This is a genomic window from Sphingomonas echinoides ATCC 14820, assembly GCF_000241465.1.
Classification (GTDB): domain Bacteria; phylum Pseudomonadota; class Alphaproteobacteria; order Sphingomonadales; family Sphingomonadaceae; genus Sphingomonas; species Sphingomonas echinoides.
Genome location: NZ_JH584235.1, coordinates 3,059,575 through 3,073,110 on the forward strand (window position 1 = coordinate 3,059,575; position 13,536 = coordinate 3,073,110).

14 protein-coding genes are annotated in these 13,536 nt (G+C 66.1%); 7 read left to right on the top strand and 7 right to left on the bottom strand.

What is annotated here, in order from left to right; translation table 11 throughout:
• Window positions 1–19: 19 nt before the first annotated feature.
• From infB to rimP, 5 genes are all read right to left on the bottom strand, one after another.
• A complete protein-coding gene (infB, locus tag ON00_RS14225) occupies window positions 20–2,812 on the bottom strand; it encodes a translation initiation factor IF-2 (protein WP_010406816.1) in 2,793 nt (930 codons plus the stop codon).
• On the bottom strand, window positions 2,809–3,570 hold the full coding sequence (locus ON00_RS14230) for a DUF448 domain-containing protein (protein WP_010406819.1): 762 nt from the start codon (window positions 3,568–3,570) through the stop codon (window positions 2,809–2,811). Before ON00_RS14230 ends, infB begins: the two co-directional genes overlap by 4 nt.
• A 69-nt stretch (window positions 3,571–3,639) precedes the next feature.
• Window positions 3,640–3,870 (bottom strand): tautomerase family protein, encoded by a 231-nt coding sequence (locus ON00_RS14235; protein ID WP_010406820.1) that lies wholly within the window; start codon window positions 3,868–3,870, stop codon window positions 3,640–3,642.
• Window positions 3,870–5,492, bottom strand: a complete 1,623-nt coding sequence (gene nusA / locus ON00_RS14240; protein WP_010406823.1) for a transcription termination factor NusA — start codon at window positions 5,490–5,492, stop codon at window positions 3,870–3,872. The genes ON00_RS14235 and nusA overlap by 1 nt, the downstream gene beginning before the upstream one ends.
• Complete coding sequence (gene rimP, locus ON00_RS14245; protein WP_010406824.1) at window positions 5,492–6,076, bottom strand: ribosome maturation protein RimP; 585 nt, start codon at window positions 6,074–6,076, stop codon at window positions 5,492–5,494. Before rimP ends, nusA begins: the two co-directional genes overlap by 1 nt.
• Window positions 6,077–6,256: 180 nt before the next feature.
• Between rimP and ON00_RS14250 the strand changes: the two genes are divergently transcribed.
• Window positions 6,257–7,498, top strand: coding sequence for a PQQ-dependent sugar dehydrogenase (locus ON00_RS14250; RefSeq protein ID WP_010406827.1), 1,242 nt, complete (start codon window positions 6,257–6,259; stop codon window positions 7,496–7,498).
• A gap of 19 nt (window positions 7,499–7,517) precedes the next feature.
• Here ON00_RS14250 and ON00_RS14255 read toward each other — a convergent pair whose 3' ends face one another.
• Window positions 7,518–7,895, bottom strand: a complete 378-nt coding sequence (locus tag ON00_RS14255; RefSeq protein ID WP_010406830.1) for a PaaI family thioesterase — start codon at window positions 7,893–7,895, stop codon at window positions 7,518–7,520.
• Entirely contained in the window at window positions 7,895–8,344 is a 450-nt protein-coding gene (locus ON00_RS14260) for a PaaI family thioesterase (protein WP_010406832.1), read from the bottom strand. The genes ON00_RS14255 and ON00_RS14260 overlap by 1 nt, the downstream gene beginning before the upstream one ends.
• A 188-nt stretch (window positions 8,345–8,532) precedes the next feature.
• Between ON00_RS14260 and ON00_RS20625 the strand changes: the two genes are divergently transcribed.
• Genes ON00_RS20625 through ON00_RS14285 form a run of 6 tightly spaced genes read left to right on the top strand, consistent with a single transcriptional unit; the run spans window position 8,533 to window position 13,496 of the window.
• Window positions 8,533–8,691, top strand: coding sequence for a hypothetical protein (locus tag ON00_RS20625; protein ID WP_154651335.1), 159 nt, complete (start codon window positions 8,533–8,535; stop codon window positions 8,689–8,691).
• Window positions 8,684–9,592, top strand: coding sequence for a hypothetical protein (locus tag ON00_RS19920; RefSeq protein WP_010406833.1), 909 nt, complete (start codon window positions 8,684–8,686; stop codon window positions 9,590–9,592). Before ON00_RS20625 ends, ON00_RS19920 begins: the two co-directional genes overlap by 8 nt.
• Window positions 9,592–10,494 (top strand): hypothetical protein, encoded by a 903-nt coding sequence (locus ON00_RS14270; protein ID WP_010406836.1) that lies wholly within the window; start codon window positions 9,592–9,594, stop codon window positions 10,492–10,494. The genes ON00_RS19920 and ON00_RS14270 overlap by 1 nt, the downstream gene beginning before the upstream one ends.
• Window positions 10,495–10,535: 41 nt before the next feature.
• On the top strand, window positions 10,536–11,156 hold the full coding sequence (locus tag ON00_RS14275; RefSeq protein WP_245535580.1) for a winged helix-turn-helix domain-containing protein: 621 nt from the start codon (window positions 10,536–10,538) through the stop codon (window positions 11,154–11,156).
• 19 nt (window positions 11,157–11,175) lie between these two features.
• Entirely contained in the window at window positions 11,176–12,711 is a 1,536-nt protein-coding gene (locus ON00_RS14280; RefSeq protein ID WP_010406840.1) for an acyl-CoA synthetase, read from the top strand.
• Window positions 12,708–13,496, top strand: coding sequence for a crotonase/enoyl-CoA hydratase family protein (locus tag ON00_RS14285; RefSeq protein WP_010406842.1), 789 nt, complete (start codon window positions 12,708–12,710; stop codon window positions 13,494–13,496). The genes ON00_RS14280 and ON00_RS14285 overlap by 4 nt, the downstream gene beginning before the upstream one ends.
• Window positions 13,497–13,536 lie beyond the last annotated feature (40 nt).

Below are 13,536 nucleotides of genomic sequence, written 5' to 3' on the forward strand. Positions count from 1 at the left end.
GGAGGGGAGAGGGAGAAGATTACAGCGTCCGTTCGCGCAGTTCGACTTCGAACGTCTCGAGGAAGTCGCCCGGCTTGATGTCGACGAAGTTCGACGTGAAGGTCACCCCGCACTCCAGACCGGCGCGGACCTCGGCCACGTCGTCCTTGAAGCGACGCAGCGAGGCGATTTCGCCCTGGTAGATGATGACATCGGCCCGGGTGATACGCGCCTTGAGCGCCTTGCGGATATTGCCTTCGGTGACCAGCAGACCAGCCGCCTTGCCGTGCTTGCCCGCCGAGAAGACCTCGCGGATTTCGGCGCGGCCGACGACCGTTTCGAATGCCTCGGGGCCAAGCTCGCCCGCCATGCCGGCGCGGATCTCGTCGATCAGGTCATAGATCACGTCGTAATATTTGAGCGCGACCTTCTGGCGTTCGGCGATTTCGCGCGCCTTGGCATTGGCGCGGACGTTGAAGCCGATGATCGGTGCACCGCTGGCGCCCGCCAGCGTCACGTCGCTCTCGGTGATGCCACCGACGCCCGAATGCAGCACGCGCGCCTTGATGAGATCGGTCGAGATCTTGTTGATCGACGACACGATCGCCTCGACTGACCCTTGCGTGTCGGCCTTGACCACCAACGGATATTCGATCGCCTGCTTTTCCTTGAGCGCGCTGAACATCGATTCGAGGCTGGCCGGGCCACCCCCGGTGCGCTTGCTGGTCATCACGCCCTGGCGATATTCGGCAACTTCGCGCGCACGCGCTTCGTTTTCGACCACCGACAGCGGATCACCCGCACGCGGCACGCCCGACAGGCCGAGCACTTCGACCGGCATGGACGGGCCCGCTTCCTTGATCTGCATGCCCTTGTCGTTGGTCATCGCGCGGACCTTGCCGCTCTCGGCACCGACGACGAAGATGTCGCCGACCTTGAGCGTGCCGCGGTTGACCAGGATCGTCGCAACCGGACCACGGCCCTTGTCGAGCTTGGCTTCGATCACGGTGCCTTCGGCCGCGCGATCGGGATTGGCCTTCAACTCGAGCAGTTCGGCCTGGAGCTGGATCTTCTCGATCAACTCGTCGAGCCCGGTCTTCTTGAGCGCCGAGACTTCGACATCCTGCACGTCGCCCGACATTTCCTCGACCACGACTTCATATTGCAGCAGCGCTTCGCGCACCTTCTGCGGATTGGCGTCGTGCTTGTCGACCTTGTTGATCGCCACGATCATCGGCACGCCGGCCGCCTTGGTGTGGTTGATCGCCTCCACCGTCTGCGGCTTGATGCTGTCGTCCGCTGCCACCACGAGCACGACGATGTCGGTCACATTGGCACCGCGCTGGCGCATTTCGGTAAAGGCTTCGTGGCCCGGCGTGTCGAGGAAGGTGATCTTCGACTTGTCCTTCAGCGTGACCTGATAGGCACCGATATGCTGGGTGATGCCACCGGCCTCGCCCTTCACGACATCGGTGCCGCGCAGCGCATCGAGCAGCGAGGTCTTGCCGTGGTCGACATGGCCCATGATCGTGACGACCGGCGGACGCGGACGCAGCGTGTCCTCGGGATCGGTATCGGTTTCGACCGCGATATCGATGTCCGAATCGCTGACGCGGACAATGTTGTGGCCGAATTCGGTGACCAGCAGCTCGGCCGTGTCCTGGTCGATCGTCTGCGTCATCGTGACGGGCATACCCATCTTGAACAGCGTCTTGACCAGATCCGCGCCCTTTTCCGCCATGCGGTTGGCGAGTTCCTGGACGGTGATCGCTTCGGGCACCACAACGTCGCGGATCTGCTTGGCCTGCGCTTCACGCGGGCCGCCCATCCGACGGTTTTCCTTCTCGCGCGCACGCTTCAGCGCGGCGAGCGAGCGGGCACGCGCGCCATCGCCATCGTTGAGCGCGCGGTTGACGGTCAGCTTGCCGCCGCGACGTTCGTCGCCCTTGCGGTCGCGCTGGCCTGGACGCGACGGCGCTTCGCTGGCGGGAGCCACAACACCGACGGCGGGGCGCTTGGCAGCACCGGCCGCGCTGCTGGTCGTGGGTGCAGGGGTTGCCTCGGCTGCGGGAGCAGGCGGGGGCGGCGGGGCCGGACGTGGACGCTCGGGGCGTGGCACCGGCGTGAACAGACGCGGCGCGGGCAGCGATGGATCGAGCAGCAGGCCGAGCGGGCGCGGGGGCGCAGCTGGCGCGGGGGCCGGTGCTGGCGCGGCGACAGGAGCGGGCGCTGCCGCGACCGGAGCTGGGGCGGGTGCGGCTGCCACGGGCGCAGGTGTAGCGGCTGGCGCGACCGGCGTTGGCGCAGCCTCAACCGGGGTCGGGGCTTCCGCCACGGGGGCGACCGGCTCGGGTGCCGGTTGCGGCGCGGGGTCGGGCGCGGCCGGGCTATCGGGCGCATCGCCGGCGCGGCGATTTTCCTCGGCGCGGCGACGCTCTTCGGCTTGCGCCTCGAGACGGTCGCGCTCTTCCCGGCGGCGCGTTTCTTCAAGCGCGTTCATGCGCGCTTCGTCGGCCTCACGCAGCAGCTTGGCCTGCAGCTCCTGGCGCGACAGCAAAGAATTGCCCGGCGAAACTGGCGCGGGTGCCGGGCGCGGCGGCGGCGCGGGTGGGGCAGGCGGCGCAGCCACGGCGGGCGCGGCATCCTCGACAACGGCAGCCTCGACCGGCGCACCGCCGGGGCCGAGCACGCGGCGGCGCTTCACTTCGACCACGACGGTGTTCGACCGTCCGTGGCTGAAGCTCTGCTTGACCTTGCCGGTCTCGACCGTGCGCTTGAGCCCCAAGGGCTGACGCATTCCGAGTTTCGGCTTTTCGTTGTCGGTATCGCTCACTCAAATTCCTCGCATGTGTCTTCGTCAGCCGCAACAGGGGCGCCACGTCCCGCTGGGTTGGATATAAGCGCCGATGCGCCCTGCGATGGTGTTTCGCAAGACACGAGGGCGGGGTGGGGTCCGATAAAATGCAGCCAGCGTGTCAGCGTTTCGCTCACCCGCCGCGCCGCATCGCGCTCCGTTAGGCCGATATGTACCACATTCTGCCGCCCCAGGGCCACGGCCAATATGGTACGCGACACGGGAAGTGCCAACCCCCTGAGCGCACTGCCCTCTTCATCGTTGCCGATGCGCCACGCCTGGTCGAGCTTGCGGTTGCCATCGGTGCTGGCATCGCTCGCATGCAGCAGCAAATGCAGCTTGCCCGAACGCGCCGCCGTTTCGATCTTTTCGGCACCGGTCAGCAAGTTTCCGGTGCGCGCTTCCAGCCCTAGTCGGTCGAGCGTCGCGCGTTCCAGCGCGGTCGCGATCATGCCGGGCAAATCGTCGGGAATCAGCACCGGTCCTTTGAAGGCGCGGGCGAGTGCGCCCTTCAATTTGCCCTTGGCGATGGCGGTTTCCAGGTCGGCGCGCGTCACGCCGATCCATGCGCCGCGCCCCGGTGCCTTGGCGCGCACGTCGGGCAGCACATGCCCATCGGGCGACAGCGCAAGCCGCACCAACGCCGCGCGCGGTGCACGCTCGCCAAGCAGGATGCAGCGGCGGATGGCCCCGGTGGGATCGTCGTTAGTTGCGACTTCGGTGACGATGTCGGTCATTGCGCTCCCCTCCGTTTCAGGGAGGGGAGGACGCGAAATGCGAACGTCGGTGTCTGAACCGCTAGCGTGTCATTGCGAGGATTCCGCATGCGCGTCCTCCTGCGGTTTGGGTGCATCGCGGTCGGCGAGCAATTGCCCGCCCGCGCCGTAATTTTCCGGGCTCACTTCTTCGATCACGATCTGCACCGCAGCCGGGTTCTTGCCCAGCCGCGTAACCAGCGACTGGGTGACATCGGCAACGATGGCGGACTTCTGGTCCTTCGTGGCCGTGCCGGCAAGGCGGATGCTGACGAAGGGCATCAGGCTTCGCTCGCCTCCGTCGTCTCGCCAGCGGTTTCCTCATCAGCGAACCAGTGCGCGCGCGCGGCCATGATGATCTCATTGCCCTGCGCTTCGCTCAGGCCATATTCGCCGAGCACGCCACCCTTGTCCTCGGCGCGCTTGGGCGCATCCTCGGCGCGGCGGCGCTGTTCCTGGCGCTTCTTCTGGATCAGTTCGTCGGTCGCCAGATCGGCGAGATCGTCGAGCGTCTTGATCCCGGCCTTGCCGAGCGTGACCAGCATCGCTTCGTTGAGGTGCGGCAGCGCGGCAAGATCGTCCTCGACGCCGAGCGCGCGGCGCTCTTCGCGATTGGCGGCTTCGCGGCGTTCGAGCGCTTCGGACGCGCGGCTCTGCAATTCGGCGGCGAGATCGTCGTCAAAGCCTTCGATCGACGCGATTTCGTCGACTTCGACATACGCGACTTCTTCCAGCGCGCCAAAGCCCTCGGCGACCAGCAGCTGGGCCAGCGTCTCGTCAACGTCCAATTCGGTCTGGAACATCTCGGTGCGCTCGGCGAATTCCTTCTGGCGCTTCTCGCTGGCATCGGCCTCGGTCAGGATGTCGATCGCCTTGCCGGTCAGCTGCGAGGCGAGGCGCACGTTCTGGCCGCGACGACCGATCGCCAGGCTGAGCTGATCGTCGGGGACGACGACTTCGATGCGGTCCTCTTCCTCGTCGATCACCACGCGCGACACGGAGGCTGGCTGCAGCGCGTTGACGACGAAGGTCGCGGTGTCGGGCGACCACGGGATGATGTCGATCTTCTCGCCCTGCATTTCCTGCACGACCGCCTGCACGCGGCTGCCCTTCATGCCGACGCACGCGCCGACCGGATCGATCGACGAGTCATGGCTGATGACGCCGATTTTCGCGCGCGAACCCGGATCGCGGGCCGCCGCCTTGATTTCGATGATGCCGTCGTAAATTTCGGGCACTTCCTGCGCGAACAGCTTCTTCATGAAGTCGGGATGCGCGCGGCTGAGGAAGATTTGCGGCCCGCGATTCTCGCGGCGCACGTTGAGGATCAGCGAGCGGATGCGGTCGTTGACGCGCACCACTTCGCGCGGGATCTGCTGGTCGCGGCGGATGACGCCCTCGGCGCGGCCAAGGTCGACGACGACATGGCCGAATTCGACGCGCTTGACGACGCCGGTGATGATCTCACCCATGCGGTCCTTAAACTCTTCAAACTGGCGCTCGCGCTCGGCGTCGCGGACCTTCTGAAAGATCACTTGCTTGGCAGCCTGCGCGGCGATGCGGCCGAACTCGATCGGGGGCAGCGGATCGACGATGTAATCGCCGACAACGGCACCCTTTTGGAGCTTCTCGGCTTCCTTCAGGTTGACCTGCTTGAAATAGTCATCGACCGCCTCGACCACTTCGACGACGCGCCACAAGCGCAGATCGCCGGTGACGGGGTCGAGCTTCGCACGAATGTCATTCTCGGCACCGTAGCGGGCGCGGGCGGCGCGCTGGATCGCGTCTTCCATCGCTTCGATGACGATGCCCTTGTCGATCATCTTCTCGGTCGCGACGGCGTTCGCAATGGCGATCAGCTCGGCGCGGTTGGCGGTAACGCCAGAGGTTCCTGCGGTGGCCATCAGTTCAGTCCTTCGTCTTCAGTGCCTTCGGGCACCAGTTCGTCTTCAATTTCTTCCGCACCGTCGAGTGACAGCGGCCGCGTGGCGGCGATCAGCGCGTCGGTCAGCAACAATTTTGCGGTGCCGACCTGCGCGAAGCTGATCTCCATCTCGCCATGCTTCTGCACGTAGATGGTGATGCGGTCGTCGGTGACGCCTTTCAGCAGCCCGGTCAGCACCTTGCGCCCCTCGATCGGCGCGGCCAGCACGATTCGCGCTTCATGGCCGGTCCAGTCGGCGAAATCCTTCAGCCGCGTCAGCGGGCGATCGATGCCGGGCGAGGACACTTCGAGGCGATATTCCTCGGTGATCGGATCGCGGCCCTCAGCTTCCAGCGCATCGAGCACGTCCGAGATGCGGCGCGACAAATCGGCGCAATCCTCGATCGTCAACTGGCGCGTATCGGGGCGCTCGGCCATCACTTGCAGGGTCAAGTCGCCCTTGCCGCCGAACAGCTTCACGCGCACAAGATCGAAGCCGAGCGCAGCGGCTTCGGGGGCGATCAGCGCAGTCAGGTCGGGCGTGTCGGCCAAGATATGTCCCATGCAAAGGTCTTCGCTGCCGGAACCGGGTGGCTCCAGCCTCTTCACCTGGCGATGTAGAGAATAAGCGTCGTATAGGCGTGTGGAGCGACGCTGGCAAGCCGTCGCGGATGTCGCACTGTCGCGCAACGGAACAACTGAGGGGGGATGACGGTAGTGGTTTGGAAAAGCCGGAGAGTCCGTATGCTGTCGTCCCGTCTGCCGCTTGTTATCGCCTTTGTCGCTGCGACCGCCTGTTCGGCGCAACCGCAGCAGAGCGGAACCGCGCCGCCAGTGGCATCGCCCGGCGATCCAGCCACCCCGACTCCGTCCCCCAGCCCGCCGCCGGTGACCACACTGCCCGACAATGCGCCCGATGCGACGGTGCCCAACGTTCCCGCGACCACCGGCCGCGCCAATCTCAGCGCGACCACGCCGCCCTTCGCCACGCAGAAGATCGGCCAGTTTGTCGAGCCGTTCGCGATTGCGATCCTGCCCGACGGATCGGCGCTGATCACCGAGAAGGCCGGCAAGCTCAAATGGCGTCGGACCGACGGGACGGTCGCCGATATCAGCGGTGTGCCAAAGGTGCTGAACGAGGGGCAGGGCGGGCTGCTCGATATCGCGCTTGCGCCCGATTTCGCGACGAGCAAGCTGGTGTACATCAGTTATTCCGAACCGCGCACGGTTGGCAGCAGCCTGGCGCTGGCGCGCGCGCAGTTGAGCGGAACGGCGCTGTCGAACGTGCAGGTGCTGTGGCGCGCGGGCTCGGACGGGGTCGGCGGGCAGTTCGGGGCCAATATCCTGTTCGCGCCCGACGGCCAGTCGCTATATCTGTCGTCGGGCGAGCGGCAGCGCTTCACCCCGGCGCAGGACCCCGAGCAGCGATTGGGCAAGATCCTGCGCCTGACGCTCGACGGCAAGCCATGGCCGGGCAATCCCGAGTATAAAGCGGGCGGCGCGCGCGCCGAGACGTGGAGCACCGGGCACCGCAACCCTTATGGCATGGTGTTCACCGCCGATGGCCATTTATGGGAAGAGGAGATGGGGCCGCAGGGGGGCGATGAGCTCAACCTGATCCTGCCGGGGCGCAATTACGGCTGGCCGATCGTCTCCAATGGCGACAATTACAGCGGGAAGATGATCCCCGATCACCCCAGCCGCCCCGATCTTGAAGCGCCCAAATTGTGGTGGAACCCATCCATCTCACCGGGCGGGATGATCGTCTATTCGGGCGCGCTATTCCCGCAATATCGCGGCAATTTGCTGATCGGGGCGTTGTCGGGCGAGGCGCTGATCCGCGTCTCGGTGTCGGGCGACACCGCCAAGGCCGAGGAGCAATGGGCGATGGGCGCGCGCATTCGCGACGTCGCCCAGGCACCCGACGGTGCGATCTGGGTGCTGGAGGATGATGGGGCCTTGGTGCGACTTACGCCGAAGGGGTGAGCGTCGCGCCCCAGGTCGATCAGGGGCGCACGATCAGATAGTTCATGCGCGCCGCCGCGATCGGCTTGTCGGCATCGTCCTGCCACGCGGTCGCCTCGACATTGGCGACGCGGCCGCCAAGCCGAGTGACCGATCCTTGCGCAAAGGTCGGCTTTTCGCGCCCGCCGCGCATATAATCGACGGTGACGTTGATCGGCTTAATCTGGCCGCCGCCATCTTCGGCCAATGCGCAGCGCAGAGCCACGATCGCGGCCATTTCGAGCAATCCGCCAATCGCGCCGCCATGCAAATAGCCCGGTCGCCCGAGCAGGGTGTCGGCACTCGGCATCAGCAACAGCGTGGGGTCCGCCGCATCGGCCAATGTGATTCCGAGCAGTTCGGCATAGGGTGGCAGCATCATGCGCGCTCCGCCGGGGCGTCGGTGAACATGAAGGTGCCCGCGACATGGGCGAGCGGATCGGCGGGATCCCCATCATGCGCCTGCCCGCGCACGAATGAGATCGAACGCGTGATGCGGTAGCATTCGCCGCGCCCGAACACCGTTTTGCCCGGCGTCGCGGGGCGCAGATAATCGATCCGCAAATCGAGCGTTGCGTGCGGCCGGAACTGTCCGAATCGCGTCCACACCGCCAGGCTGGTCGCCATGTCCATCATCGTCAGGATCGGCCCGGAGGCGAGCACGCCGCTACCGGGATCGCCGACCAGGGCCGCTTGATAGGGGAGCTGCAGTTCGACCCAATCGGGGCCGTGCGCGTGATAGCTGAGCTTCAGCAATCCGCCATGCCCGCCCACGCCGTGGCGGATGAAGCGCTGAGGATCGAACGGCGGCAAGGTCTCTGGCGTCATCGTGCTTGCGATGTACTGCAATGCAGCACCAGCGCAAGCGTGTTGGTGGACGCGCGGCACTACCGTGGGCAGGCTGCGGCCGCGCAATATTACAGCGAATTAACTCCGCCAAGGCTTCGTCGCGCGCGTAGCATCCATGGGCCCGGAGCATCGGGCGCAAGGTGGGTGGCAAATTAGGGAGACGCGCGATGGATATCTTTAACATCGACATCAATCAGATCGTCGATCTTGGAACGCAAATTGGCACCAGCGGAGCGATTCGTAGCCTCGAATTGGTTGGCGATGACGTGTTTGATTACATTATCGGCGTCGCGATCCTGATCTACGAAATCTACCCAAATGGCTGAGCGCAGTGCGCTCGATGCGGCGGCGGCGCGGTCTTTTGCCGCCGCCGCCCGTTTTCGGGCGAGCGAGCCGTATCGTGCGCTGGAAGCCGCGTTTGCCGGGAATGCGGTCGAGGATGCGGCCGCCATCGTGTTGGCCGATGCGGAGTGGGTCGGCGCGCTGATCGCGCCGCTGGTCGCCGCGCTGGCCGACGATTCATGGTTCGAGCCGCCCTTTCGCGTTGCCCGTGATGGTCTGCGGATCGGGACGGTGCTGTTCGAAAACCCCGCAGTTTCGATTGCGGCAACGGTGTTGTCGGCGGATGCGCTTTCGGCGGCACCGCGGCCGCAAACCGTGGTGGTGCCGGGGCGCTTGACCTTGACGCGCTATGTCCGCGCCGGAAATGCGCGGCTGCGGTTATGGGATGCCGAGCCGATGGGGGAGGACTTTTCGGCGGAGACGGCGCGGCCTTGCCGCCCAGCGCCCGACCTTGTGCTGCGCGATGGCGCGGTGGTGCGGCTGGACGGGCGCACGCGCGGCCATTTGATCGAGTCCGCGCAGAGCGATGTGGTGACGCTAAACGCGACGATTCGCGCGGCGACCGCCCCCTATGCGCGCGAATATGCGATCGGCAGCGGGGCATTGGTGCGCATCGCGACCAATGATGATCGCGCGGCGCGCACACAGATGCTGCTGGCCTATCTCCGCCTGGCGCAACGCCCCGGCGCGCAGCAGCGCTTCGCCGCCGCGACGCGCGACCCGGCATTCTTCCTGCGGTGGGGCGCGATGCGCGAGTGGCTGGCGATCGACACCCGCGCGGCGTTGCCACGCTTGCGTGAAATGGCGGAGGCGGACCCCAATGCCGAGGTGCGCGCGGCGGCGCGCGCGACGCTGGCGCTGGTTGAACAACGGATCGCCGCCTGATGCCGCGCGTGCTGGACCCCGGCAGTGGCGACGCGATCGGCCTTGATGATCTGGTCGCCGCGCTCGACGCGACACCGTTCGACGCGCGCGACGAGGATTCGCTGGCAGCGCTTGGTCCGCTTTTGGCGCGGCTTGGGCGCAACCGCGATTTTCTGGCGGATCTGGTGATTGCCGAGTTGGAGGACCGCTGTTCAGGACAATCGAGCGGCAATACCTATGGCGCGCAGGTGTTTCTGTTGCGGCCGGCCAATGGCCGCTATGTGCTGCGCGCCAATTTCTGGCCTGCCCGCAACGATGCCGTCGTGCGCGCGAGCGGCACTGCGCCGTTCTTCTACGATCTGCCGCACGACCATAATTTCTCGTTCCTGACGGTGGGCTATCAGGGACCGGGCTATTGGAGCGACTATTACGATTATGATGTCGATGCCGTGACGGGATTGCCCGGCGAAAGCGCGGACTTGCGCTTCGTCGAGCGGTCGCGGCTCGAACCGGGCAAGGTGTTGCTGTATCGCGCTCGGCGCGATGTTCACCGGCAATTGCCGCCCGATAGCCTGTCAGTATCGCTCAATATCCTTGCTTATGATCGTGCGCAGCCATGGTGCGATCAGTTCCGTTTCGATGTAGAAGCGGGCACCATCGCGGAAGGGCTGACCACTGCGCCGTCGGAAGCGTTGGTTGCGCTGGCGGTGCATTATGCGGGGGAAGAGGGTCTGGCCTTGACCGAAGACCTGGCCAAGCGCCACCCGGCAGCGCGCATGCGGGTCACCGCGCTGCGCGCGCTGGCGTCGCGCGAGCCCGGGCGGGCCGAGCGCGATGCGGTCTGGGCTCGCGGGTTGGACGACCCCGACGCTTATGTGGCGGGCTATGCGCGACGGGCGCTATTTGGTCCAAATCGGATTTAAAGCACAGCATTTGCACATTTGGCCGCTGCTAAACAGATGCGGTGGAACCCGTTCTGGCCCTGGGCCCGCTCCGTCCCGGACTTGGTGTGGAGGCCGCAAAGCGCGGCCTTCGCTTCGTGCCCGACGGGTCGTCCGCGCGCGCCGGGGTGCGGTTCTTCCGTGGGGCGGTCGGTGTCGCCGACATTCCGATGCTCGAGGTGGTTGCGGGCGACGACGCGGCGGTCGCGGCGGCGATCGATGCGGGGGCCGATGATGCGGTTGCGGCATCCGCCAGCGACGCGCTGATCGCGGCGCGGCTGGCGGCGCTGGTGCGACGGAATTCGGGGCGGCTTCGGCTCGGCGCGCTGGACATCGATCGGGTGGAGCGCCGCGTGTTGCGCTCGGGGCGTGCGCTCGATTTGTTGCCGCGCGAATATCGCTTGCTGCTGCATCTGGCGGAGCGCGCGGGGCAAGTGGTGCCGCATGACGAATTGCGCCGCGCGGTGTGGGGGTTGAATTTTCACCCCGGCACCAATGTCGTTGCGGTGCATGTCTCGCGTTGCGCGCCAAGCTCGATCGCGGATTCGCGGCACCGCTGCTGCACACCGAAAAGGGCCTCGGCTATCGGCTTGCGGTCCCGGAAAGCGCGGTATAGCTTCACGTTGCAAAACGAAACCAAATAGCCGGTGAGAGGGCCCTGATATGTCGCACCCGAGCGTTCACGCGCGGACCGATCCCGCGAAGCCTGCGCTGATCGTGGCGGAAACGGGGGAGGCGATCAGCTTCGCCGAGCTCGATCACCGCTCGAACCGCGCTGCACAGCTGTTTCGCGCCCGCGGGTTGAAGGCGGGCGACACCATCGCTTTGTGTCTGGAGAACACGCCCGAATTTTACGATATCGCGTGGGGCGCGCAGCGCGCCGGTTTGTTCTTCGTCTGCATCTCGACCAAGCTCACCGCGCCCGAGATCGACTATATCCTGCGCGATTCGGGGGCGGCGCTGGTGGTCGCTTCGGCAAGCCTGGGTGCGGCGGTGTCGGCGGCGGGCGTCGACATCGCGCGCTTCGTCATCGGGGGCGCGCTGGCCGGGTGGGAAGCGTGGGAGCCCGCCGTCGCCGCCATGCCCGACACGCCGATCGCCGATGAGCGCGCCGGCATCGACATGCTCTATTCCTCGGGCACCACCGGTCGGCCCAAGGGCGTGCGCGTCGCCTTGCCCGAAGACCCTGACATTGCGGGCGCGACCGTGCTCGAAATGCTCGCGCGCGGGCTGTATGGCCTTGGCCCCGACAGCCTCTATCTCAGCCCCGCGCCGCTTTATCATGCCGCCCCGTTGCGCTGGTCGATGACGGTTCAGCGGCTCGGCGGCACGGTGGTGATGATGGAGCATTTCGACCCCGAACGCGCGCTCGCCGCGATCGAGCGCTACCACATCAACGCCAGCCAATGGGTGCCGACGCATTTCGTGCGCATGCTGAAGCTCGATGACGCCACGCGCGCGCGCTATGACCTGTCGAGCCTCAGGGTCGCGATCCATGCCGCCGCGCCGTGCCCGGTGCCGGTGAAGGAAGCGATGATCGCCTGGTGGGGGCCGGTGTTGTACGAATATTATGCGGGATCGGAGGGCAATGGCCTGACCACCATCGCCTCGCCCGAATGGCTGACGCACAAGGGTTCGGTCGGCAAGGCGGCTTACGGCGTGCTGCACATCTGTGATGAGCACGGCGAGGATTTGCCGCCCGGCGCCGAGGGGCTGGTCTATTTCGAAGGCGGCGGCGCGTTCGAATATCATAATGATCCCGCCAAGACCGCCGAGGCGCGCAATGCGCGCGGCTGGTCGACGCTCGGCGATATCGGGCGGATGGATGCCGACGGGTATCTCTACCTGACCGATCGCAAGAGCTTCATGATCATCTCGGGCGGGGTGAACATCTATCCGCAGGAAATCGAAAACCGACTGATCACGCATCCGCGCGTCGCCGATGTCGCGGTGATCGGCGGGCCGTGCCCCGAAATGGGCGAGCGCGTCGTCGCGGTGGTGCAGCCGGTCGACATGGCCGAAGCGGGCGAGGCGCTGGCGGCGGAACTGACCGCCTGGTGCCGCGCCGAGCTGTCGGGCGTGAAAACCCCGCGCCAGATCGATTTCGCGGCGGAATTGCCGCGCCATGCCACCGGAAAATTGTACAAAAGGCTGCTTCGCGACCGTTATTGGGGCGAAACCGGGAGTAAGATCGTATGAACGACCGCGTATCCACCACCATCGAGCACCACGTTGCCGACGTGCGGCTGACCCGCGCCGACAAGATGAACGCGATCGACCCGGCGATGTTCGAGGGGATCGGCAAGGCGATCGACGCGCTTGGCCCCCGCAAGGATGTGCGCGCGGTGGTGCTGTCGGGCGAGGGCAAGGCGTTTTGCGCGGGGCTCGACATGACCAGCATGGCGGGTGGCGGATCGGGCCTGTCGCGCGTCGATCGCAACGCGCAGGGCGCGATTCTGCCGCAGCATGTGACGTGGGGCTGGCGCAATCTGCCAGTGCCCGTGATCGCGGCGGTGCATGGCGTCGCCTTTGGCGGAGGCTTCCAGATCATGTCGGGTGCCGACATCCGCATCGCGGCCCCGGGCACGCGCTTTGCGATCCGCGAACTCTATTGGGGGCTGGTGCCCGACATGGCGGGCTTCCCGATCTGGCGTGGGCTGGTGCGCGACGACGTGCTGCGCGAGTTGATCTATACCGCGCGCGAATTCGATGCCGAGGAAGCGCTGCACCACGGCTTCATCACGCGCATTTCCGAGGACCCGCGCGCCGCGGCCATGGCGCTCGCGCACGATATCGCCGCCAAGAGCCCCAATGCCATCCGCGGCGCCAAGCGCCTGTGCAACATGGCGTTCGATGCCGATCCGCTGGCGATGCTCGAAGCCGAAACCGCCGAGCAGATCGCGGTGATCGGCCAGCCGCCGATGATGGAGCAAGTCGCCGCCAACATTCAGAAGCGCCCGGCGGTGTTCCACGACGCGGATTAGAGGCGATTTCCTTTAGGCAGGTCCCCTCAAATCCCGTTCG